Raw genomic sequence first — 20,744 nt, forward strand, 5'->3', positions numbered from 1 at the left:
CAGATAAGATGAATACCAGGGAGAGGTGGTAAGGATGAAAAAATCGGTAATTGAGGCAATGAAAGCCCGCCGTTCAATACGCAGCTATAGCAAGCGTCCCATGCACCACGCAGCAGAAGGGCAGCTTCAGGACTATCTGCGGCACATAGAGCATCCCTTTGATGCACGAATAAGAGTAGAATTAATTAAAAGCGGTGAATACCCCGGTAACCACCGACTTGGTACCTATGGGGTCATTAAAAACGCGCAGGCATTTTTTGCTGTATGCTGTGACCGGAGTGATTTTGCGGAGGAAGCCGTTGGATATGCCTTTGAAAAAGTTGTGCTTAAAAGCACGCAGCTGGGATTGGGAACCTGCTGGATCGGCGGAACCTTTAACAAAGGTGCCTTTGCCGATGCAGTTCAGCTGAAGGCAGACGAAATGCTGCCCATTGTATCGCCGGTCGGTCAGGCGTCTGCCAAACCGTCCATGGTTTCCAAAACCATGAGCAGGGTAACCAAGCAGCGCTCCAGGAAGCCGTTTGAGACTATCTTTTTTACAGACAACTGGAATATTCCGCTCACCTTAAAAAGCGCAGGTGAATTTGGCATTCCCCTTGAAATGGTGCGTCTGGCCCCATCCTCAAGAAACTGCCAGCCGTGGCGGGTGCTCATTGCACCTGAGGGCGCGCACTTTTACCGTATGGCGCCGCGCAGCATGAACCGTATTGATCTTGGTATTGCCCTGTGCCATTTTGATCTGGCCTGTCAGGAGCTTGGTATTGCCGGAGAGCTGAAAGTCATGCCGGACGCCGTTGTACATACACCTGAAAATGGATTCTATACCATGTCTTGGATGAGAAAGGAAGTGTAACGATGTCACAATTGGAAAAGCTGCCGAATATTGGAAAAGTGGTTGCTGGAGAACTGGAGGCAGTCGGAATTGATACCCCGGAAAAGCTACGGGCAGCGGGAACGAAGGAAGCTTTTTTAAGATTAAAGCAGAATGATCCCAACTCCTGTCTGCATAAGCTTATGGGACTGGAAGGCGCGATTCAGGGCGTTCGGAAGTATGATTTGCCCGATGAGGTAAAACAGGAGCTTAAGGATTGGTTTAACAGCCTTTAGGGTATCTGTTTAAAATATAAAAATAAGAGCCGCGGGACTTTTGATATGATCCCCCTTAAGTAGACAAGGTAAATAACCAAAATCTACTTAGGGGGGATTTTATGTATAGAAAATATACATCTGAAGAAAAATTGAATATTGTGGAGGGATATCTGAATGGGCTTTTTTCCTTGGAAGAAAAAGCCCATGAGTTAGGATATAAGTCAGCACCGGGGTGCTTTAAACGATGGGTACGGCAGTATCAAGAGCAAGGAGCAGAGGGACTCTTGTGTTCGGCAGGTAATAAATCTTATACAGCAGAATTCAAAACAATGGTGGTTGAAGAGTATCTTTCTGGAAAAGGCTCCGCAGTTGAACTTGCCGCAAAACACAAAATTAGTACAGCAGATGTTTTGTTGCATTGGGTTTCGTTGTATAATGCCAATAGAAAGCTTAAGGATTATAATCCTAAGAGGGAGGTCTATATGGCAGAAGCACGGAGAAAAACAACTTTGGAAGAACGAGAAGCAATTGTTAAATACTGCATTGTCCATGATAGAGATTACAAAGAAACCGCTTCTTTGTTTGATGTTTCATACAGCCAGGTTTACTCCTGGGTGAAAAAATATGATGCTAATGGTGAAACTGGTTTGGTTGATCGGCGCGGGCACCATAAAGCAGATGACGAAGTGGATGAACTGGAACGGCTGCGCCGAGAAAATATACGGCTCAAAAGCCAGCTTGAAGAAAAGGATATGGCAGTGGAACTGTTAAAAAAAGCGAAAGAATTCGAAAGGATGTGAGATTTGGAAAACAACGCTTCGAATCGAAATATATGGCGATTCAATATTTTATTGAAAAAAAACAATGGAGCATCAACTGGATGTGCAGACAGTTGGAAATTTCACGCGCAGCTTATTACAAATGGCTGCACCGCTCAGTTCCTGAACGGGAGGCAGAGAATTTAAAGCTGGCAGAATTGATAAAAGAGTACGATGAACGTTTTTGCCGCATCTTAGGCTACCGGAGAATGACAAGTTGGATAAACCATTTCAATCATACGAACTATAGCAAGAACCGGATTCATAGGATTATGAAGAAACTTGGAATACATTCTGTTATTAGAAAAAAGAAGAAAACATACCATTCTTCCAAGCCGGAAGCTACTGCTGAAAATAAGCTCAAAAGAGATTTCAATGCAGGAAAACCTAATGAAAAATGGGCTAGGGATATAACAGAATTTAAAATTCCCGAAACCGGAAAGAAGTTGTATCTCAGCGCCATATTTGACCTTTATGACCGTTATCCAGTAGCTTATGTTATCAGCTGGAGAAATGACAACAAGCTTGTATTTGATACATATGACAAAGCAGTGGAACAGAATCCGGAAGCCAGACCACTCTTTCACAGCGACAGAGGCTATCAGTATACGAGCAAGGTATTCCAGACAAAGCTTCAAGAACAGGGAATGGCTCAATCCATGTCACGTGTCGGACACTGTATTGATAATGGACCCACAGAAGGCTTGTGGGGAATTATCAAGTCTGAAATGTACTGTATGTATAAGATCACCGACGAAGGCTCCCTGTATTCTGCCATCCATGGATATATGAAATTTTATGCCAATGAAAGACCACAGGACAGATTTCATTGTAAAACACCATCTGAGGTAAGGCGGGAGGCACTGGCTTCAGAAGCAGCTATTCAGTACCCGATTTCTGAAAACAAACGGCTAGAAGCCTACAAAGCCAAATGGTGTGCATAACATAAATATCCGCCATATCTGTGTTCTGATATGGCGGATACCTATCGTCTTATTTTAGATATTTTACTTGTCTACTTGACAAGGGGCTGATCACTTCGTCTCGCGGCTCCTTCTCGTCTTAGACGAGAAGGTACATAAAAAAATTGATCAGCTCGCTGTTGAGCTGTGCCAGGTTTCCTTTAGCAATTTCAGGAACCAGTGGGTTTTCAGTTTTAAAAGCCTCCCAGGTAGTCAGATATCTAGACTCGATTGGTCTGAATTTACCTGGGTCAAAGACAAAGCCTTCTGCATTCAGCGGTGTGCCGCAGGATTCTCCGGCATTTTTGTAGACACCGTATTTCGCGACTGTTTCGGATAAGGCAGTCCAGTTATCAATGTTGACTTCGTTCAGAAGGAATGGGTTTTTATCAAAGTGGAAATAATAGCCGCCGCTTGGCATCATAATGTCGAGCAGCTCCCTGGCTTTGCTTACGACTTCCTCTTTGGTGCCGCGAAGGGCAGAAACAGGGAAAAGTCCCTGGATAATCATCTTGTCGCCCAGTTTATCCTTAATCAGCTGAGGATCGCCGAATTCAAACCACATCTGTGTTCCGGCAGGGAAATCCTGCAATACGTCCAGGTAGCGTGTCCAGTCATCCTCACAGAAAATATTGCAGCGTACGCCAAGAGCTGCGTACTGCTCGATCATGGTTTTAAAGGTTGGCAGCCACAGATCAAGAAAATCCTTTTCGCGCATGAAGGTTGGCATATGAAGTGGAATAAAGACAGAGCCTTCTGCGTTTGGAACCGGAGGACGTCCCCATTCAAACAGTACAGGCAGCAGGGCTTCGCAGGCTTCCTTAAGCTCGCTGCGGTGGCGGCGTATGTCCATACTCACACCGCTGAAGCTTCTGAGCTGGTCGGCAATAAAATCAAAGGGGGCTTCTGTCATGCCGGAAGAGCCGGCGGGAGCGCCGGGATAGTGTCCGCCCTGTTCTGTGATTTCCATGAACCAGGGCAGTGAAGCGTTGATTGATTTATCCAGGCTGGACTGAGCCTTCATAATCGTTGTGGCGGTTTTAAATCCGTCACAGGGATCAAGATTTTTATACTGGCGTGGGATAACAGTCTCCATTAAAAAGGTAAAGGGATCGTCAATCAAGGCACGGTACTCGTCAGACTGCATACCGACAACCTCAGGGTGCTGGACGACTCCGTTCTTTCCCATTACAAAAGACTGAGAGCCCAGGATCTGGTAAAATTCTGCCGGACGGTTAAGCACCTGGCTGCACGGAAGAATAGGAGTCACATCTGAGATAATTCGTTTATCCAGTGCTAGCGCAGGCTCGCGCAGACGTCCGTAATCGTACTGATAGTCAAAAAGATTCTGTCCGCCGTATTCTGCTACCAGATAGTGAGAGATCATATAGCCGGTAGGCACATGATCTGGAATCCGGTTGTTATAAAAATCATGGAAATTTTTGATCCTATTTTCCTGTAGTTTCTTGTTATCACTCATTGAAAAACACCTCACTTATATTCGTTTGAAAAACAGGCCTGTAACGTTTTCAAATATGTACCAATTATAGCACAATAAAAAAGACTGTATATCTTTTAAAAGACATAACAGCCAAAAAAACATTAAAATAATATATTTTTAAGGAAAAATAAAAGGTTTAGCCGATGTATTGGCTGTAGTCCTGTAGCTTTTTGGCGTTTTTTACGATGATCCGGTTTCTGGCTGTTTCAATAATTTCCTCCTCGCGCAGCTGCTTCAGATATTTAGCCACATTGGCCCGGTTCATGCCCACAAAGTTGGCCAGATCGTCCTGAGATATCAGGACCACAGGATTGCCGCTGTTGGTGACAGCGCTGTACAGGAAATGCGAAATTTTTTCAAGTCCTGTTGAAAAAAGCTGATTGATGTTATCCTCAATAAGCAGCACCACCAGCCGCATATAGGCATCGTACATGGCCTGATTAAGCGCGGGATTTTCATTAAGATAGCGCCCCAGAAGTTTTCGGTCAAAGGCCAAAGCCTTAAGATCTGTGGCGGCGGTAAAGATAAGAGAGCTTTCGATCTTATAGTCACCGGGATAGTAGAGGGGCGCGAATGTATAAGGTCCGTAAAAAGCAAAAGCCTTGATATGACCGCTTTCATGTATAAAGGAGGTTCGGATCATGCCCTCCAGAACATAATACTCTTTGTCCAGCGGCGCGCCCACACCGCTGAGCGGCGTGTCCTTTGTACATTCAAAAACCGTGTGCTCTATGGACAAAAGATAGTCTTCAAATTGTTTGAAGTCATCGCCAAAATAATATTGCAGATGCATTGAAAGTTCCTCTCGAATCTTGATTTAAATTAGTATAGCATGCCTTTATTCATAATTGCTTAATATCACTCTTTTATCCCGCTGTGTAAAGATATTGGATAAAGCCCAGAAAAACTCCCCAGACACTTGACATAAAGGGGACGCCTTTTATATAATAATAAGATATGAAAAAGTTAAAATACGCATAGATAACATAACAGGAGGAAAGATGAAAACCACCTATAGAAACGCCCTCTGCGGCGAACTGAATACGGAATTTGTAGGACAGACCGTCAAATTATGCGGCTGGACAGACACCAGAAGAAATCTTGGAGGGGTTCTTTTCATTGATTTAAGAGACCGCAGCGGCAAGGTACAGCTGGTCGTCAATGAAGAAGTCAGCGCAAATGCCTTTGCAGAAGCCGAAAAGGTACGTAATGAATATGTGCTTTGTATTGAAGGGGAAGTTGTTAACCGCGACGCAGAAAACGTCAACCCCAAAATGGCAACTGGTGAAATTGAGGTTATGGTTAAAAGCCTGACCATTCTCGATACTGCCGATACTCCGCCAATTTATGTGGAGGACGATGATAAGAGCAACGAGGCGGTCCGGCTGAAATACCGCTATTTAGACCTTCGTAAGCCTAAAAACCAGAAAATGTTGAAAACCAGAGCCCAGGTGGCCAGTATTGCCCGTAACTTTTTAAACGACGAAGGTTTTCTGGAAATTGAAACACCAATTTTAGGTAAACCGACTCCAGAAGGCGCCCGTGACTTTCTGGTACCCTCCCGCGTTCAGAAGGGAAAATTTTTCGGACTGCCCCAGAGTCCGCAGCTCTTTAAGCAGATCCTGATGATTTCGGGTGTAGACCGTTACTATCAGGTTGCAAAATGCTTCCGTGACGAGGACCTCCGTCAGGACCGTCAGCCAGAGTTCACCCAGATCGACATGGAAATGTCCTTTATCACAAAAGACGATATTCTCCCCATCATGGAAAACATGATTGCTAAAATTTTCAGAGAAGTCCGAGGTATTGAACTGGAAACTCCGTTTATCCGAATGACTTATCAGGAAGCAATGGACCGTTTCGGTTCAGATAAGCCGGATACGCGCTTTGGCATGGAGCTCACAAATATTTCTGATATTGTTGAAAACAGCGAATTTAAAGTATTTTCAGGCGCCGTTAAAAAGGGTGGCTCTGTCCGTGCCATTAACGCGAAGGATGCCCAGGGCAGACTTAGCAAAAAGACCATTAAAAACCTTGAAAAATTTGCAGCTATTTATAAGGCAAAGGGGCTGGCCTGGATCGACGTATCCGATGGAGAAATGAAATCGCCGATTCTCAAGTTTATTTCTGAAGAAGAAAAAAATGCGATCTTTGAACGTATGGACGCAGAGCCTGGCGATATGATCTTCATTGTGGCTGATACGGATGAGATTGTCTGTACTGCCCTTGGCCAGCTGCGTTTGGAACTGGCTAAGAAGCTTGAGTTTGACCTGAGCGGTAAGTTCAATTTCCTCTGGGTTATTGATTTTCCGCTGCTCGAGTACGATGCGGAGGCAGGGCGTTATGTAGCCAAGCACCATCCGTTTACCGCGCCGCTGGATAAAGATCTGCCGCTTCTGGAAACCGATCCGTCGCAGGTACACGCTGATGCATACGACATGGTCGTAAACGGCGTTGAACTGGGAGGTGGTTCTATCCGTATCCATAATCAGGATGTACAGGAAAAAATGTTCAAGGCCCTTGGGTTTACCATGGAGGACGCCTGGAAGCAGTTCGGGTTCCTGCTGGAAGCACTGAAGTATGGCACACCACCGCACGGAGGACTGGCTTTTGGTCTAGACCGCCTCATCATGATGCTCATGGATATCGATAATATCCGTGACGTTATTGCGTTCCCGAAAACACAAAACCACAGCTGCCTGATGACCGATGCGCCGGCCGAAGCGCAGCTTGACCAGCTCATCGATCTGGGCATCAGCATCGACGAAATACTGTAAGTTTTAAGAATGCCGGACAGGGTATAAAAGGGAAAAAGCAACCATATAAGGAAGTGATATACGATGAAAGAAATTGGAATCGTTGAAGAACTAAAGGGAAAGAATGCAAAGGTACTGATTAAGCGCCATGCCGCCTGCGGCGATTGCGGAGCCTGCCAGGTCGGTAAAGAAAAAATGACCATGGAAGCTACGGCCAGAAATGCAGCTGGCGCTCAGGTGGGCGACACTGTATCTGTGGAAATGGAGTTTGCCAATGTTATCAAGGCGACCTCAATTATGTACGGTATCCCTCTTATCGCCTTTGTTGTGGGCTGTGCGGCCGGCTATTTTGCCGCTGTTGCCCTGACTCTGGATTTGGTACTCGTTCCCTTTTTTACCGGTATACTGCTGACGGTTATCTCTTATCTGGTCATCCGTGTTTTCGATAAAAAAGGAAAGTTTAACTCCAAATATGAGCCGGTGATCACAGAGATCGAAGCCGAAGCACAGGAATTGCCGCCGGAAAGTAAATAGACGATAAAAATACAAAAGCCTGCCGAATTTTAAGTTCGGCAGGCTTTTTAAATTACAAAGCTTCCCCGATCATTTTCTGGAAGTTTTGCAGGCTTAAACACGTGGCCGTGGCTTTGTCCGGAGTAGATAAGCTGATTTCCCTTATAGGCAAAGAGGCGGGCCATGGGTACCTTTTTCCAGCAGTAACCCTCTTGAGAAAGAGGGTGGGTGGAAAAACAGATATGACTGGATTTTTTAGCGGAGTACAGAGTGTCAATAATATTTGTATGTATGTAATAAACCTCACCGTCGTAGACGAGCAGGTTAAGCTTGTTGCGTTTAGCGATGGCGGTAATCTTCTCATCGAGCAGAGCTGCCCGCTGAACCGCGTCCAGAGGACAGCCCGCGTCGTTGAAGGCTTTGCTCATGGCGTCGGTCAGGTAGAGCAGCACGCGTTCACTGTCGGTTTCACCGGCCTGAGTATCCAGATAAGGAAGCAGTTCCATGCCAGAGTAAATATTGCCATTGTGAGCCAGCGTCCACTCCCGTCCGCTGCTGTCCCGGGCGGTAAAAGGGTGACTGTTGCTTTTGGCAATGGACCCGATGGTTGCAAATCGAATATGGGCAATGAGCACAGAGGTTCTGATATCATGGTTGAGCAGTCCTGGAAGCAGCAGACTGTCGTGCGCGCCAACGGCTTCTTTACACATGGAAACAGCGCCGTCTTTGTTAAAATAACGCATACCCCATCCGTGGGGATGCTTATGGCTGTGGGTGTAAAATTCTTTAAGCATGTCGTTGGCACGTACTGGGATGTCCCCGGTAATTCCATAAAGTTCGCACATGATGTTATCCTTTCTGAATCTATATTAAATTTACAAAACAAGTATGATTAATATGTATTTTAGTATGAATGAATGAAAATGTCAAGCTGGTTTGCCTGAAGACCAATAAAAAAGAGGCCGAAGCCTCTTAAAAATGCTTTTGTATAAAGCTCAGGATATCCTGATAAACCTCACGCCGATTAGTCTCGTTCAGGACTTCGTGCCGTTTGCCGGGATACAGCGTTATGGAAACATCTTTCATATCCGCTTTTTTAAAACGCTGGTATAGTGCACGGACCTCCTTACCCATATTGCTGACAGGGTCGCTGCCGCCAGAAATCAGATAAATAGGAAGATCGGCGGGCATTCTGAAAATATTGCGAGGATCATTGGCGTAGTCCAGACCGGTAAAAAGGTCATAGAAAAAAGCTGAGGTGCAGGTAAAGCCGCACAGCGGATCTTTTAAGTAAGTGTCTACATTCAGCGCATTGACGGAGAGCCAGTCGTACTCGGTACGGTTAGGGGCAAATTTTTTATTATAACTGCCAAAGGACATTTGTGTCAGCCGCTCAGAGGGATGAGTAGGGCCGTATTTGGCGATTTCTGCCTTGGCGATAGCCTTGCCCAACGACCGAACAGCCTTGCTCACCCCCATGGTGGTTCCGACAATAACACCACCCTGAAACAGGCCGCCAAAATCAATCAGGCAGGTGCGTGTAACGACAGAGCCCATACTGTGACCAAGAATGAACAAGGGCAAATCCGGGTTTTCCTCACGGACACGTTCGGTAAGCTCGTTGATATCTTCGACAATGCGCTGCCAGCCGTCTACATCGTCAAAATAGCCCAGGGTGCCGTCGAAGGTTCCAGTCATACCGTGTCCACGTTGGTCGATGGCGTAGACGATAACGCCTCGCCGGTAAAGAAAATCAGCGAATTCGGTATAGCGGATGGCATGCTCTGCCATTCCGTGGACAATTATAAGGACGGCTTTGGTATCTAAATTGCGTGGAGTGCTGTAATAGTATATCCGGGCGCCGTCGGAGGCTTCAAAATTTTGGGGATCGAGTCTTATCATTGGTTTCTCCTTCTGTTTTTGATGACTTTTAGGAACATGGCTGCAATGACCACATCGGGTACTGCCAGAATAAGCGCTGGCAGCAGCGCTGTAATTGCCGGATGATTTTCGGCCAGAGCCACCGCTGCGTATTCCCTGCGGATGAACTCTGTCTGCCCTGTGAAAATGACCTCTCCCAGGGAGGCATGGTCATGCTTCTGGAAGCTGTCAGAGGCTTTTATAAAATCCGTACTGTCGAGTATTTGCTTGATGAGCTCATACAGTGTAAGGGCGTTGTACCTTGGAATGGCTAAAAGCTCACCTGTAAGCTCGGCACAGGCTGTAAAAAGCTCATTCCAGGTCATTGTGTAATTAGATTTCCAGTACCGGGTCAGGGTGAGATGGATAAGCAGCCGTCTTAAGGTCATACTGCCATTTAAAATGGAACGGGCTGTTCTGTCCTGTACCAGTGGACGGATATCCCTTTTATTAAAAGCCCGGGCCAGGGGGACGGAACGGTAGTTTTTAGGAATAAGGTAATAATAACCACCCTCATACTGGCTCAGGGCCCGCAGCGCATCGTAGTAGCCCATGTCGTAGTTTTGCCTGATGACAACCGGGTCCACGCTCAAAAAATGGCCGAGGTCGGCAGAGTGGGTAATACGAAGCTCCACGAGATTTTCGTATTTTATACGGTCCGATGCACTTATGGGATTGATATCAATCATGATTGTGATCATGTCATGGCAGCCTGCGTCGTAAAGCATTTTGCGCGGCAGCGGGTCGTAGACACCGCCGTCGAGGTAACGCTTATTGTCGATAACCACTCTCTTAAAAATGGGGACATTGGAGCTGGCCATAATAAAGTCAACCAGCTTGCCCTGTGGAATATCCTCAATAAAAAGGTATTCCATTTTCATATCACTTAAATTGTAGGTGGTGAGCCCGTAACGGATGGGGGAGTGTCTTACGGCGTCTTCGTCGATGGTTTCATTTAGAAGTGTGTGCAGGGGCTCTACATCCATCAGCAACCCTCTGGTTTCGGCGAAAACGGTATGGTAGTCAATATGCTCCCAGACATCGCAGGCGAGATCAAGATCGCCCTGGGCAATATAGGCCCCGTTTATGGCTCCGATGGAGGTACCCACAACGGCGCAGATCTCGATGCCGTTATCTCTCAATGCCCGGTAAGCCCCGATTTGATAGGAGCCGCGGCTTCCGCCGCCAGACAAAACCAAGCCCGGTTTATTCATGTTGAACCTCCTTTTGATGTCAATGTATTTAAAAAGATTGGATTATCGTGGGATAATCTGTAAATATAGTGTATAATAACTATATTACTATATCATTTAACCATTAAAATGAACTTTAATCAACGAAAAAATGGAGGTTTTTAAAAATGAAATTGACCGTATTAGGCAATACAGGACCCTACCCAAAAGCAGGCGGTGCCTGCTCGGGCTACTTACTTGAAAACGGAGACGCCAAGGTAGTGCTTGACATGGGCAACGGTACACTGGCAAACCTTCGAACCATTTGTGACATCGAGGATATTACTGCGGTAATCTGTTCCCATCTTCACCCAGACCACGTTTCGGATTTGTTTGTGCTGCGCTATGCCCTTGAGATGCGGGGAATGACGATTCCCCTTTATGCCCCAGACAGCCCTGATAAGGAATTTGACCGTCTGGCCTATAAAAACGTTTTTGATATTATGCCGATCACTGAAGATCTGAGGCTGGAAATTGGCGGTATGACCTTCAGCTTTATGGAAATGCGCCATCCGCTTAAAGATTTTGCGATCAAGGCTTATGATGGGAGATCTACTTTTATGTATACTGGCGATACGGCTATGTGTCAGGCGCTGGAGGAATTTACAAAAGGCGTGGACGTGCTGCTGTGTGACTCTGCTTTTCTGGATGATGCGGATTCTGCGATTCACCTGTCAATGGAGAAAGCGATTCAGAACGCTAATAACGCAGGAGTCCGCCGGCTTATCCTCACACATTTTAGTCCTGAGATTTCACCACAGCGTTACTACGAGATTGGAAATGGACGCTTTAACGGACGTTTGTCCAAGGCTGAAATCATGGCGAACTTTACGATTTGATCACTTGCTGAGAGCGGAAAAATAAATAAACTGATAAGGGGGCCCAATGAAACGACCACTGATTTATGCATTCGCAGCACTGTGCTGCGCAATCCTGCTGGCCGGATTTGGGGCGCCCTTTTTTCTTTATGTCCTTTTGCCGGTGGCTTTGCTGCCTTTACCGCTGATCTTTAAAAAAGTAAGACCTGTAAGCGTAGTGCTGGTGTTGGCAGTTTACATACTGGGGTGTGCCGCCGCTATTCCAGTATTTGGAAACGAAAATCCTTTTGAGGATTTTTGGGACCACTTGGTAGCGCTTTCGGGCATGGTGGACAGTGTCCCCTCACATGAAGGGGAAAAGACCCGGTTTGTACTGAAGCTTCAGGAAATTAATCACATGCCTGTTTCAGGAAAGGTGATGGTTACAGTAGCGGAGAATAGTGTAAACTACACGCCGGGAGCTGCTTTAAGCTTTGACGGTGAAATCAGTGAGCCGGCCGGAAGGCGGAATCCGGGCGGTTTTGACTATGCGCTTTATTTAAAGGCAAAGGGGATCGGCGGACAGGTTTATCTGAAAAACAGAGAGGCTGTCACAGTGAAGCCGGGCTCATCCAGCCCCATATACGCTGTTTATAGGATGAGACAGCATTTATCAGAAGTTTGCGACCAGTTTTTCACGCCGCCCCAGAGTGGCTTAATTAAGGGAATCCTGCTGGGCGATAGTACTATGGATGACGAGGTAAAGGCATCCTTTCGGGAGGCGGGAGTTTCCCATGTGCTGGCTATATCCGGCCTGCATGTGGGCTATGTGTACGTTCTGGTGCTTTGGATTCTGGCTCTCCTCGGTGTGCGGCGCCGTTACCACTTACCTGTTTTGGCGGCCTGCCTGCTGTTTTATATTACACTGACAGGCTTCAGCCCGTCGGTCATCCGGGCTGCGCTGATGTGCCTGGCACTGGTTGGCGGCAGGGGAATGGCGGAAACCTATGATGCGCTAAACGGATTGTGTCTGGCCGGTATTGTTATACTCTTATTTCAGCCGGTTCAGCTCTTTATGGCAGGCTTTCAGCTTTCCTTTTCTGCTGTGCTGGCGATTATTTTATTTTACAAACCATTGTTGTATGAATATGAGCGGCACATTAAAGCACCGGGAGCGATGGCATCCAATCTGCTTTTGACCTTTTGTGCCACCCTGGGTACCATGCCAGCCAGCCTTTACCATTTTCATACCCTGAATCTGGTAGCGCTGGTTTCTAATTTGCTGATCATCCCTCTTGTGGGTGTTTTGCTGGTTTTTGCTTTAATTACAGTGCCACTTACGGCTTTTATTCCGGCAGCAGGCGGGCTTTTTTGCCTGCCGACAGCCTTTATAGCGGATTGTGTTCTATTCTTAACAAATTTTTTTTCAAAATTTAGCTGGCTGGTTCTGCATCGAGGCGCCATGACTCTGGCAGAACTTCTGATACTGGTTCTTGCTGCCCTTCTGCTCGCCGGGTATTTTAATTTGAACAAAAAATCTGCCCGGTATTTTGTTGGGATATCTTTTCCACTGCTGCTTCTGGTCATTTTTGGCACATCGCTGGTTCGTCAGCCTTTGAAGGTAACATTTTTAGATGTGGGACAGGGCGACAGTGCACTCGTTGAGACACCATCTGGAGGTGTGTACCTTATTGATGGCGGGGGATACGAAAACTATGGCAATGCCCCCCGGAAGGAGCGTGTACCTATCTCTGAAAGTGTTCTGCTGCCTGCGCTGTACGCCAAAAGCATCCAGCGGATTGACGGGGTTTTTATCTCACATAATCATGCGGACCATGCACAGGGGATTGAGGAGCTTCTCACCGAAATTCCTGTGGGGCGGATTTATGTTTCCAGTAAATATAATAATGAAGCGCTATTAAGCCAGAATAAAATACCCGTAGAGGTTCTCGCAAAAGGCAGCACACTGGAAAGCGGCGATGGCTTATCTTTTGAGGTGTTGTGGCCGGAAAGTAAAAGAGAAGCGCTGGCAGACGAGGAGCAAAATGACGTGTCCATGCTGCTGCGTTTATGCTATGGAAGCCGATCCTTCCTCTTTACAGGTGACGCCGGTTTCCAGGCTGAGGAAGCCATTGTTCGCGGCCTGCATGAAACGGACGTCCTGAAAGTAGGCCATCACGGCAGCCGGTTTTCCACGTCGCCGGAGTTTTTAAAAAAGCTTAATCCATCCCTTGCTGTAATCTCGGTTGGCCGTTATAATAGTTTTGGACATCCGACCAACGAGGTGCTTGAAAATATTGAGGTATCCGGCGCAGTCTGTAAAAGAACGGATAAAAACGGCGCAGTGGAAGTATGGACAGATGGAAAAAATTTAAGCGTACGAAGCTATATCGATAAAGATTAAAATAACGGATAAGAGGTTAACATGAAATATCAGGAACTAATGAAGGCCATCAAGCAGAAGGAGGTGCGACCAGTGTATCTTTTTGCGGGGCCGGAGCAGTACATCGGGAATATGGTTGAGCACACTCTTGTAGAAACGGTGATCGCGCCTGGCTTGGAGCAGTTGAATCTGGCGGTGTTTGAGGACAAAAATCCAGATATATCAGAGATATTGTCTGTGTGCGAGACGCTGCCGCTTATGAGTGAAAAAAGGGTGGTTATTGTGCGCGAAAGCGCAGGCCTGACGAAGACAAGCGATAAGAAAACCGTGGAAGCTCTGAACAAATACATTGAAAGACCATCTGGCAGTACGGTGCTTATTCTCTGTGACAGCAGTCCGGACAAGCGTAAGAAGGTATATAAAACCCTTAAGGAACAGGGAGCCATTGTGGATTATGACAAGCTGAATAAAATTGATCTGGAAAAATGGATTGGCCGCCGGCTTAAGCTGGCAGGCAAACGGACAAGCCAGAGGGTAGTGGAGCAGTTTGTCATGGATACTCTGTATCTTGAAAATGATAATAAAAATATGGAAATGGTTGATAACGAGCTGAATAAAATCATTGACTATGTAGGGGAACGTGACGCCATTACCCTGGAGGATATAGAGACGGTCATGCCCAAATCGGTTGAGGATAATGTGTTTAAGATGGTCGATTATGCCATGGGCGGCAATAAGGGCGCGGCGCTTAAAATGCTTAATCAGTTTTATCTTGAGGGAGAAGGCCCCTTTGGCGTTTTTGGACTCCTGCTGAGGCAAATTCGTATGATGCTGATGGTCAAGCTGCTCTCTGAGAAACGCATGTCTTCGGACACCATTGCCAAGGAGGCAAAGCTGGCGCCTTTCGTGGTTAAGAAGGTATTACAGAATGGCCGGCGCTACCGGGTGGCAGGCCTTAAGCGTACCATGATCGAGGCGGCAGAGCTGGATCTTAAAATGAAAACAGGACAGATTGACCCTGAGTTTGGTCTGGAATGGTTTGTACTCAAGCTTTAATGCGCTGGGGAGAAGATACGGCGTTCTGCCGCATCTTCCACTTTAGCTCTCAAAAAATAGAAAAAGCGCACTAACAACTGTGCGCCCACCCTTGAGACACGGGTTTTAATTTGGGAATATATAAACAATGAGGTTATTCGGTCATTCCGTTTAAGGCTCTTGCTAAAGTACTTTTCTTTCTGGAAGCAGCATTTTTGTGGATGACATGTTTAGTAACGGCCATATCCAGTTTTTTAACTGCTAAGCGAAAAGCTTCTTCTGCTTTGGCCTGATCGCCTTCTGCAACTGCAGCATCAAATTTTTTGATGGTTGTCTTTAAATTTGTTTTTACCGCTTTGTTGCGCAATCTTGCCTTTTCGTTTGTTTTAGCTCTCTTAATAGCTGATTTAATGTTAGCCATGGAGTACCTCCTCATTTATTTATAACGTATTGATTGTAACACATTGAAAATAAATTTACAACAAAAAACGTGACAAAAAAATTTTTTCTTGATAGAATAATCTGTAGCATAAAAATAATGGACACATAGCGTGTTTTATCGAATAGACTTACACATTGGAGGAATTACTTTGTTAACAAAACAGGAAAGAACCCGAAACTTTTCGATTATTGCCCATATCGATCATGGCAAATCGACACTGGCTGACCGTTTGATTGAAGAAACGGGACTTTTGAGCAAAAGAGATATGGAAGACCAGATTCTCGATAACATGGATATTGAGAGAGAACGCGGGATCACCATCAAGCTGCAGGCAGTACGGCTTATTTACAATGCCAAGGATGGCGAGGAGTATATCTTAAATCTCATTGACACACCGGGTCATGTGGATTTCAACTATGAGGTATCCCGAAGCCTGGCAGCCTGTGAGGGGGCTATTCTGGTGGTGGACGCGTCCCAGGGGATTGAAGCCCAGACGATTGCGAATGTGTACCTGGCACTGGATAACGATTTAGAAGTGGTGCCTGTTATCAATAAAATTGACCTGGCAAGTGCCCGTCCTGATGAGGTGAAGGCAGAAATTGAAAATGTAATTGGACTGGACGCAGAGAATGCGCCGCTTATTTCTGCAAAGGCGGGAATCAATATTCAGGATGTGCTGGAGGCCGTTGTCAGCGATGTTCCAGCGCCAGGCGGGGATTCGGACGCACCGCTCCAGGCATTGATTTTTGACTCTTACTATGACCAGTACCGCGGGGTTATCGCTTCAGTGCGCGTGGTTCAGGGAAAGATCAAGGCTGGCATGAAGATCCGAATGATGGCCATTGGCAAGGATTTTGAGGTGGATGAGGTCGGGATTTTTGCCAAGGGACTGCTGCCAGTGGACGAGCTGTCCGCGGGTGATGTCGGGTATGTGAACGCCGGGATTAAAAATGTGCGTGATACCCGCGTCGGGGATACTATTACTGCAGCAGACCGCCCTGCGGCTGAGCCACTTCCAGGCTATAAAAAAGTAACGTCAATGGTATTCTGCGGGATATATCCTGCGGATGGTGCCCGTTACGAGGACTTGAAGGAAGCTTTAGCCAAGCTGCAGCTCAATGACGCATCGCTGCTTTATGAGCCGGAAACCTCCATTGCCCTTGGTTTTGGATTCCGGTGCGGCTTCCTGGGGCTTTTGCACATGGAGATTATTCAGGAGCGGCTGGAGCGTGAATTTAACCTGGATCTGGTTACCACTGCGCCAAGTGTTATCTACAAGGTTATCAAAACAGACGGTACAGAGCTTTGGGTGGACAATCCCACCAATCTTCCGGACCCAGTTGAAATTGACACCATGGAAGAGCCAATTGTGGACGCGACAATCATGGTCCCGTCTGAGTATCTGGGCGCTGTGATGGAGCTTTGCCAGGAACGGCGGGGCACCTATATCAATATGGATTATATCGAGGAAACACGTGTGTCCCTGCATTATGAGCTGCCGCTCAATGAAATTATCTATGATTTTTTCGACGCCCTTAAATCAAGAACCCGCGGCTATGCTTCTCTGGATTATGAGATCAAGGAATACCGCCCGGCGAAGCTGGTGAAACTGGATATTCTGTTAAACGGCGAGCTGGTGGACGCCTTATCCTTTATCGTCCATGAAGAAAAGGCCGTGGGCCGTGGACGGGCTATTACCAAAAAACTTAAGGAATCCATCCCAAGACAAATGTTTGAAATTCCAATTCAGGCCGCCATCGGCAATAAAATTATTGCCCGGGAAACTCTAAGCGCGCTGCGCAAGGACGTTTTAGCCAAATGTTATGGTGGGGATATCAGCCGTAAGCGCAAGCTTTTGGAAAAGCAGAAGGAAGGGAAAAAACGTATGCGTCAGGTGGGCAGCGTAGAGGTACCGCAGGAGGCCTTTATGGCAGTACTGAAACTGGATTCATAGGCGAAAAAGCAATGATTATACCGCTATGGCAAAGCCGATTTTCACGGCTTTTCCGGCGGTTTTTATTTTTATTGTATTTTTCTGACAGATATGCTAAAATTAGTAATCATAACTATCTATCTTTACTTTTAAATCTACATTTATAAGTTTTGCAATCAAATTTCACATTCTGGAGGAATCTATTGGATACGACAAATCTTGAAAAGCTGACTGTGGCCGATCTGCGCAAAGAGGCGGAGCGTTTAGGCTTTACCGGACTGAGCAAAAAGAAAAAGCAGGAGCTTATCGATATGATTACAGCAGCCAGTCAAAAATCAGAAACGGTTAAAAGGACAGAGGAGCCATCCCCAAAAGAAGCGGCTCAAAAGAAGAATGAAACGGAAAAGGCCGAAAAACAAGCGCCTAAAAACAGCGATAAAAAGGCGGATGAACGGAAATCTGCCGATAAAAAAAATGAAGGAAAAACGGCTGTTAAGGAAAAGAATGAGACAAAAGCGAATGACCGGGCTCTGGTAGATAAGTCTAAACAGGAGCGCAGTGCGCTGCCCCAGCCGATGGAAAAACAGCATCATAACAACCATAACAATTACAATAATCACCGCTATGCAAAAATCAAAGACAATATTGAAGACAGTATTGAAATGGCCGGCCCTCTGGAAGTACTGCCGGAGGGGTTTGGTTTTATAAAGACTCCGGAAATGAAATCCCAGCAGGAATGGGTCTATGTTTCAGGCTCGCAGATCCAGAAGTTTAAGCTGGAAACGGGCGATATTGTCGGGGGAAAGGTGCGGAAGGCAAAACCGGGCGAGAAATACGCGGCCATGCTCTTTTTAGAGATGGTTAACGGAACACAGACCTCAGACATCATCAATAAAATCAACAGTATGCTCTATGCTGATGATAAAAAAAATCTTGACCGTTTTAAGAACTCGCAGGAAGGGATTTTAGACTTAAATTCCGATGGTTTTGGTTTTTTGAGAATGAACAACTACACCTCCGGTGACAATGATATCTATGTCGCGCCTAACCAGATCCGCCGTTTTAATCTGCGGACCGGCGATAAAATCGTGGGTAAAATCCGTATGCCCAACGAAGGGGAAAAGTTTGATGCGCTGCTGTATGTCGAAACAGTCAACGGTGATATTCCTGAAAAGATCGCAAGCCGTCCCCGGTTTGAACGCCTGACGCCAGTATTTCCCGAAGAACGAATTACCCTTGAAACAGACAGAGACATTGTATCAACGCGTATCATCGATATCTTTTCACCTATGGGAAAAGGGCAGAGGGGGATGATCGTGGCGCCGCCGAAGGCTGGTAAAACAACGCTGCTTAAAGAAATTGCCCAGGGAATCCGTTCCAACCACCCGGAAATTGAGCTGATTATTTTACTGGTGGATGAACGCCCTGAGGAAGTAACCGACATGAAGCGTTCCATCGACGCAGATATTGCCTACTCTACCTTTGACCAGCCGCCCGAAAATCATATCCGTGTGGCGGAAATTGTGCTGGAGCGGGGAAAAAGGCTTGTTGAACAGGGAAAGGACGTTGTTGTGCTGGTGGACAGTCTGACGCGCTTGACCCGCGGCAATAATCTGGTTGTCGAGCCGTCAGGGAGGACCCTGACCGGTGGACTTGACCCGGAATCGCTGTACTTTCCTAAAAAGTTTTTTGGCTCTGCCAGAAATATTGAAGGCGGCGGCAGCCTGACCATACTGGCAACTGCGCTGGTGGATACAGGGAGCCGGATGGACGACATTATTTTTGAAGAGTTCAAGGGCACAGGCAATATGGAACTGCACCTTGAACGTGAGCTGGCTGAACGCCGGATATTCCCGGCTATCAACCTGAACAAATCCGGTACGCGCCGTGAAGAAAAGCTGCTGACACCCGATGAGCTGAAAGTCAGTTACCAGATCCGTAAACTGTACGCAGGCAACAGCCCTGTGCAGCTGACAGACAAAATTATCAATACCCTTGAACGCACAACCGATAATGAGGATTTTCTTAAAAAGATCCTTCAAAAATCTAAATCCTGAGAAAATAAACTTGCATTTTTACAGAGAATCTGTTATACTAACTTAGTTGAAAAAAATATATGTATCAATATATATAAATACGAGAACGAAATGAGGTGAATTCGATGAAAAAAGGTATCCACCCAGAATACGGTAAATCCGTTGTTAAATGCGCATGTGGTAATACATTTGAAACAGGTTCTGTTAAACCGGAACTGAAGGTTGAAATCTGTTCAGCTTGCCATCCTTTCTTTACTGGTAAACAGAAATTAGTAGATACAGGTGGTCGTGTAGAACGATTCAACAGAAAATACGGCAAAAAAGGCGAATAATGAATGAAAGTCGGTTCCTGGTAACCGGCTTTTTTATTGTGAAAAACAGGATGAATACTATTAAAGAACTCATAGAAGCGGGGAGTACAAGGCTTGCGCAGTGCGGGTCTGTAAGCCCAAGGCTGGATGCCGAGGTGCTTTTGGCATCAGTGCTGAACTGTGCGCGTATCACTTTTTACAGTGACCCTCAAAAGGCGGTAAGTTTTGAAGACGCCGAGGAGTACCGCAGCCGCATTGACCGTCGGGCGCTCCTTGAACCAGTGGCTTACATCACCGGTGAAAAAGAATTTATGGGATTGGTTTTTCATGTTTCGCCAGATGTGCTTATTCCGAGGCCGGATACGGAATCACTGGTAGAGGCGATTCTCGAAAGGGTAATTCCACAGATCAAGCAGGATACCGGAAAGCCGCGTGTGCTTGATTTGTGTACGGGAAGCGGTGCGATCGGCCTCTCACTGAAATTTTTTGACCCAAGTGCGGTGGTTACCCTCACGGATATTTCGGGCAGAGCGCTGAAGGTGGCAGCAGAAAACGCCCGGAATTTAGGCTTTTCAAACATTACGATGGTAGAGAGCGATCTTTTTAAAGGCCTTTCGAAAACAGAGCCTTTTGACCTGATTGTATCCAATCCGCCTTATATTCCTGATGGCATTATCCCAACGCTGCAAAGAGATATTGTGGATTATGAGCCAATGCTGGCGCTTTCAGGCGGTGTGACAGGATATGATCTCTATGAGCGTATTGCGGGGGAAGCGGGCCCTTACTTAAGAAAAGGCGGCGCGATTGTTCTTGAGGTTGGCAATGCCCAGGAGGTAAGAGTCGCGGAGCTTCTTGAAGCACAGGGCTTTGGCGCCATAACGATGGTCCCTGACCTGACAGGAGCGGTGCGCGGAGTTGTCGCTTGGAAAGAATAAAAACAAAAAATTGAAGTTGAATTTGAAGTTCAAAAACTTTTATGATAGAATAAAAGAAGCTATATGACTAAGAAACAGGAT

Annotated in this window: 19 protein-coding genes; 13 read left to right on the plus strand and 6 right to left on the minus strand. The window is 46.3% G+C overall.

All coding sequences use genetic code 11. The features are described from left to right. Positions 1-34 precede the first annotated feature (34 nt). From CPZ25_RS19015 to CPZ25_RS19030, 4 genes are all read left to right on the plus strand, one after another. Positions 35-853, plus strand: a complete 819-nt coding sequence (locus CPZ25_RS19015; RefSeq protein WP_096918910.1) for a nitroreductase family protein — start codon at positions 35-37, stop codon at positions 851-853. Positions 854-855: 2 nt separating this feature from the next. After that, entirely contained in the window at positions 856-1,107 is a 252-nt protein-coding gene (locus CPZ25_RS19020; protein WP_096918909.1) for a TfoX/Sxy family protein, read from the plus strand. 101 nt (positions 1,108-1,208) lie between these two features. Beyond that, positions 1,209-1,889 (plus strand): helix-turn-helix domain-containing protein, encoded by a 681-nt coding sequence (locus CPZ25_RS19025; RefSeq protein WP_138721013.1) that lies wholly within the window; start codon positions 1,209-1,211, stop codon positions 1,887-1,889. Next, positions 1,886-2,851 (plus strand): IS3 family transposase, encoded by a 966-nt coding sequence (locus CPZ25_RS19030; protein WP_138721014.1) that lies wholly within the window; start codon positions 1,886-1,888, stop codon positions 2,849-2,851. Before CPZ25_RS19025 ends, CPZ25_RS19030 begins: the two co-directional genes overlap by 4 nt. A gap of 118 nt (positions 2,852-2,969) precedes the next feature. Here the strand turns inward: CPZ25_RS19030 and CPZ25_RS19035 are convergent, their stop codons facing one another. Together CPZ25_RS19035 and CPZ25_RS19040 are read right to left on the minus strand one after the other, a co-directional pair. After that, on the minus strand, positions 2,970-4,349 hold the full coding sequence (locus tag CPZ25_RS19035) for a uroporphyrinogen decarboxylase family protein (RefSeq protein WP_096920786.1): 1,380 nt from the start codon (positions 4,347-4,349) through the stop codon (positions 2,970-2,972). Positions 4,350-4,506: 157 nt separating this feature from the next. Then, positions 4,507-5,163, minus strand: a complete 657-nt coding sequence (locus CPZ25_RS19040; protein WP_013381770.1) for a Crp/Fnr family transcriptional regulator — start codon at positions 5,161-5,163, stop codon at positions 4,507-4,509. Positions 5,164-5,371: 208 nt separating this feature from the next. On the opposite strand from CPZ25_RS19040, the gene aspS reads away from it, so the two are divergent. After that, positions 5,372-7,147 carry an aspartate--tRNA ligase gene (gene aspS, locus CPZ25_RS19045; protein WP_013381769.1) on the plus strand — a complete coding sequence of 592 codons (1,776 nt, stop codon included), beginning with the start codon at positions 5,372-5,374 and terminating at the stop codon, positions 7,145-7,147. 63 nt (positions 7,148-7,210) lie between these two features. After that, entirely contained in the window at positions 7,211-7,660 is a 450-nt protein-coding gene (locus CPZ25_RS19050) for a SoxR reducing system RseC family protein (RefSeq protein ID WP_096920785.1), read from the plus strand. A gap of 47 nt (positions 7,661-7,707) precedes the next feature. Here the strand turns inward: CPZ25_RS19050 and CPZ25_RS19055 are convergent, their stop codons facing one another. The 3 genes from CPZ25_RS19055 to CPZ25_RS19065 form a co-directional block, all read right to left on the minus strand. Continuing rightward, positions 7,708-8,484, minus strand: a complete 777-nt coding sequence (locus CPZ25_RS19055; protein ID WP_096920784.1) for a class II glutamine amidotransferase — start codon at positions 8,482-8,484, stop codon at positions 7,708-7,710. A gap of 127 nt (positions 8,485-8,611) precedes the next feature. Next, on the minus strand, positions 8,612-9,541 hold the full coding sequence (locus CPZ25_RS19060; protein WP_096920783.1) for an alpha/beta hydrolase: 930 nt from the start codon (positions 9,539-9,541) through the stop codon (positions 8,612-8,614). Then, on the minus strand, positions 9,538-10,773 hold the full coding sequence (locus CPZ25_RS19065; protein WP_096920782.1) for a patatin-like phospholipase family protein: 1,236 nt from the start codon (positions 10,771-10,773) through the stop codon (positions 9,538-9,540). The genes CPZ25_RS19060 and CPZ25_RS19065 overlap by 4 nt, the downstream gene beginning before the upstream one ends. A gap of 146 nt (positions 10,774-10,919) precedes the next feature. On the opposite strand from CPZ25_RS19065, the gene CPZ25_RS19070 reads away from it, so the two are divergent. From CPZ25_RS19070 to holA, 3 genes are read left to right on the plus strand one after another with little or no spacing between them, the layout of a single operon-like run. After that, complete coding sequence (locus CPZ25_RS19070; RefSeq protein WP_096920781.1) at positions 10,920-11,630, plus strand: MBL fold metallo-hydrolase; 711 nt, start codon at positions 10,920-10,922, stop codon at positions 11,628-11,630. 46 nt (positions 11,631-11,676) lie between these two features. Further along, complete coding sequence (locus CPZ25_RS19075; RefSeq protein WP_096920780.1) at positions 11,677-13,992, plus strand: DNA internalization-related competence protein ComEC/Rec2; 2,316 nt, start codon at positions 11,677-11,679, stop codon at positions 13,990-13,992. A 21-nt stretch (positions 13,993-14,013) separates the two neighbouring features. After that, positions 14,014-15,027, plus strand: a complete 1,014-nt coding sequence (gene holA / locus CPZ25_RS19080) for a DNA polymerase III subunit delta (protein ID WP_096920779.1) — start codon at positions 14,014-14,016, stop codon at positions 15,025-15,027. A gap of 133 nt (positions 15,028-15,160) precedes the next feature. On the opposite strand, the gene rpsT is transcribed toward holA, so the two are convergent. Next, entirely contained in the window at positions 15,161-15,427 is a 267-nt protein-coding gene (gene rpsT, locus CPZ25_RS19085; protein WP_013381760.1) for a 30S ribosomal protein S20, read from the minus strand. 169 nt (positions 15,428-15,596) lie between these two features. Between rpsT and lepA the strand changes: the two genes are divergently transcribed. From lepA to prmC, 4 genes are all read left to right on the plus strand, one after another. Then, positions 15,597-17,402 (plus strand): translation elongation factor 4, encoded by a 1,806-nt coding sequence (lepA, locus tag CPZ25_RS19090; RefSeq protein WP_096920778.1) that lies wholly within the window; start codon positions 15,597-15,599, stop codon positions 17,400-17,402. 182 nt (positions 17,403-17,584) lie between these two features. Continuing rightward, positions 17,585-19,438, plus strand: a complete 1,854-nt coding sequence (gene rho, locus CPZ25_RS19095) for a transcription termination factor Rho (RefSeq protein ID WP_013381758.1) — start codon at positions 17,585-17,587, stop codon at positions 19,436-19,438. A gap of 104 nt (positions 19,439-19,542) precedes the next feature. After that, positions 19,543-19,749: a 50S ribosomal protein L31 gene (gene rpmE, locus CPZ25_RS19100; protein WP_013381757.1), complete on the plus strand. Its 207-nt coding sequence runs from the start codon at positions 19,543-19,545 to the stop codon at positions 19,747-19,749. Then, positions 19,749-20,663, plus strand: coding sequence for a peptide chain release factor N(5)-glutamine methyltransferase (gene prmC / locus CPZ25_RS19105; RefSeq protein WP_090413324.1), 915 nt, complete (start codon positions 19,749-19,751; stop codon positions 20,661-20,663). Before rpmE ends, prmC begins: the two co-directional genes overlap by 1 nt. Positions 20,664-20,744 lie beyond the last annotated feature (81 nt).

This window comes from Eubacterium maltosivorans, assembly GCF_002441855.2.
Classification (GTDB): Bacteria; Bacillota; Clostridia; order Eubacteriales; family Eubacteriaceae; genus Eubacterium; species Eubacterium maltosivorans.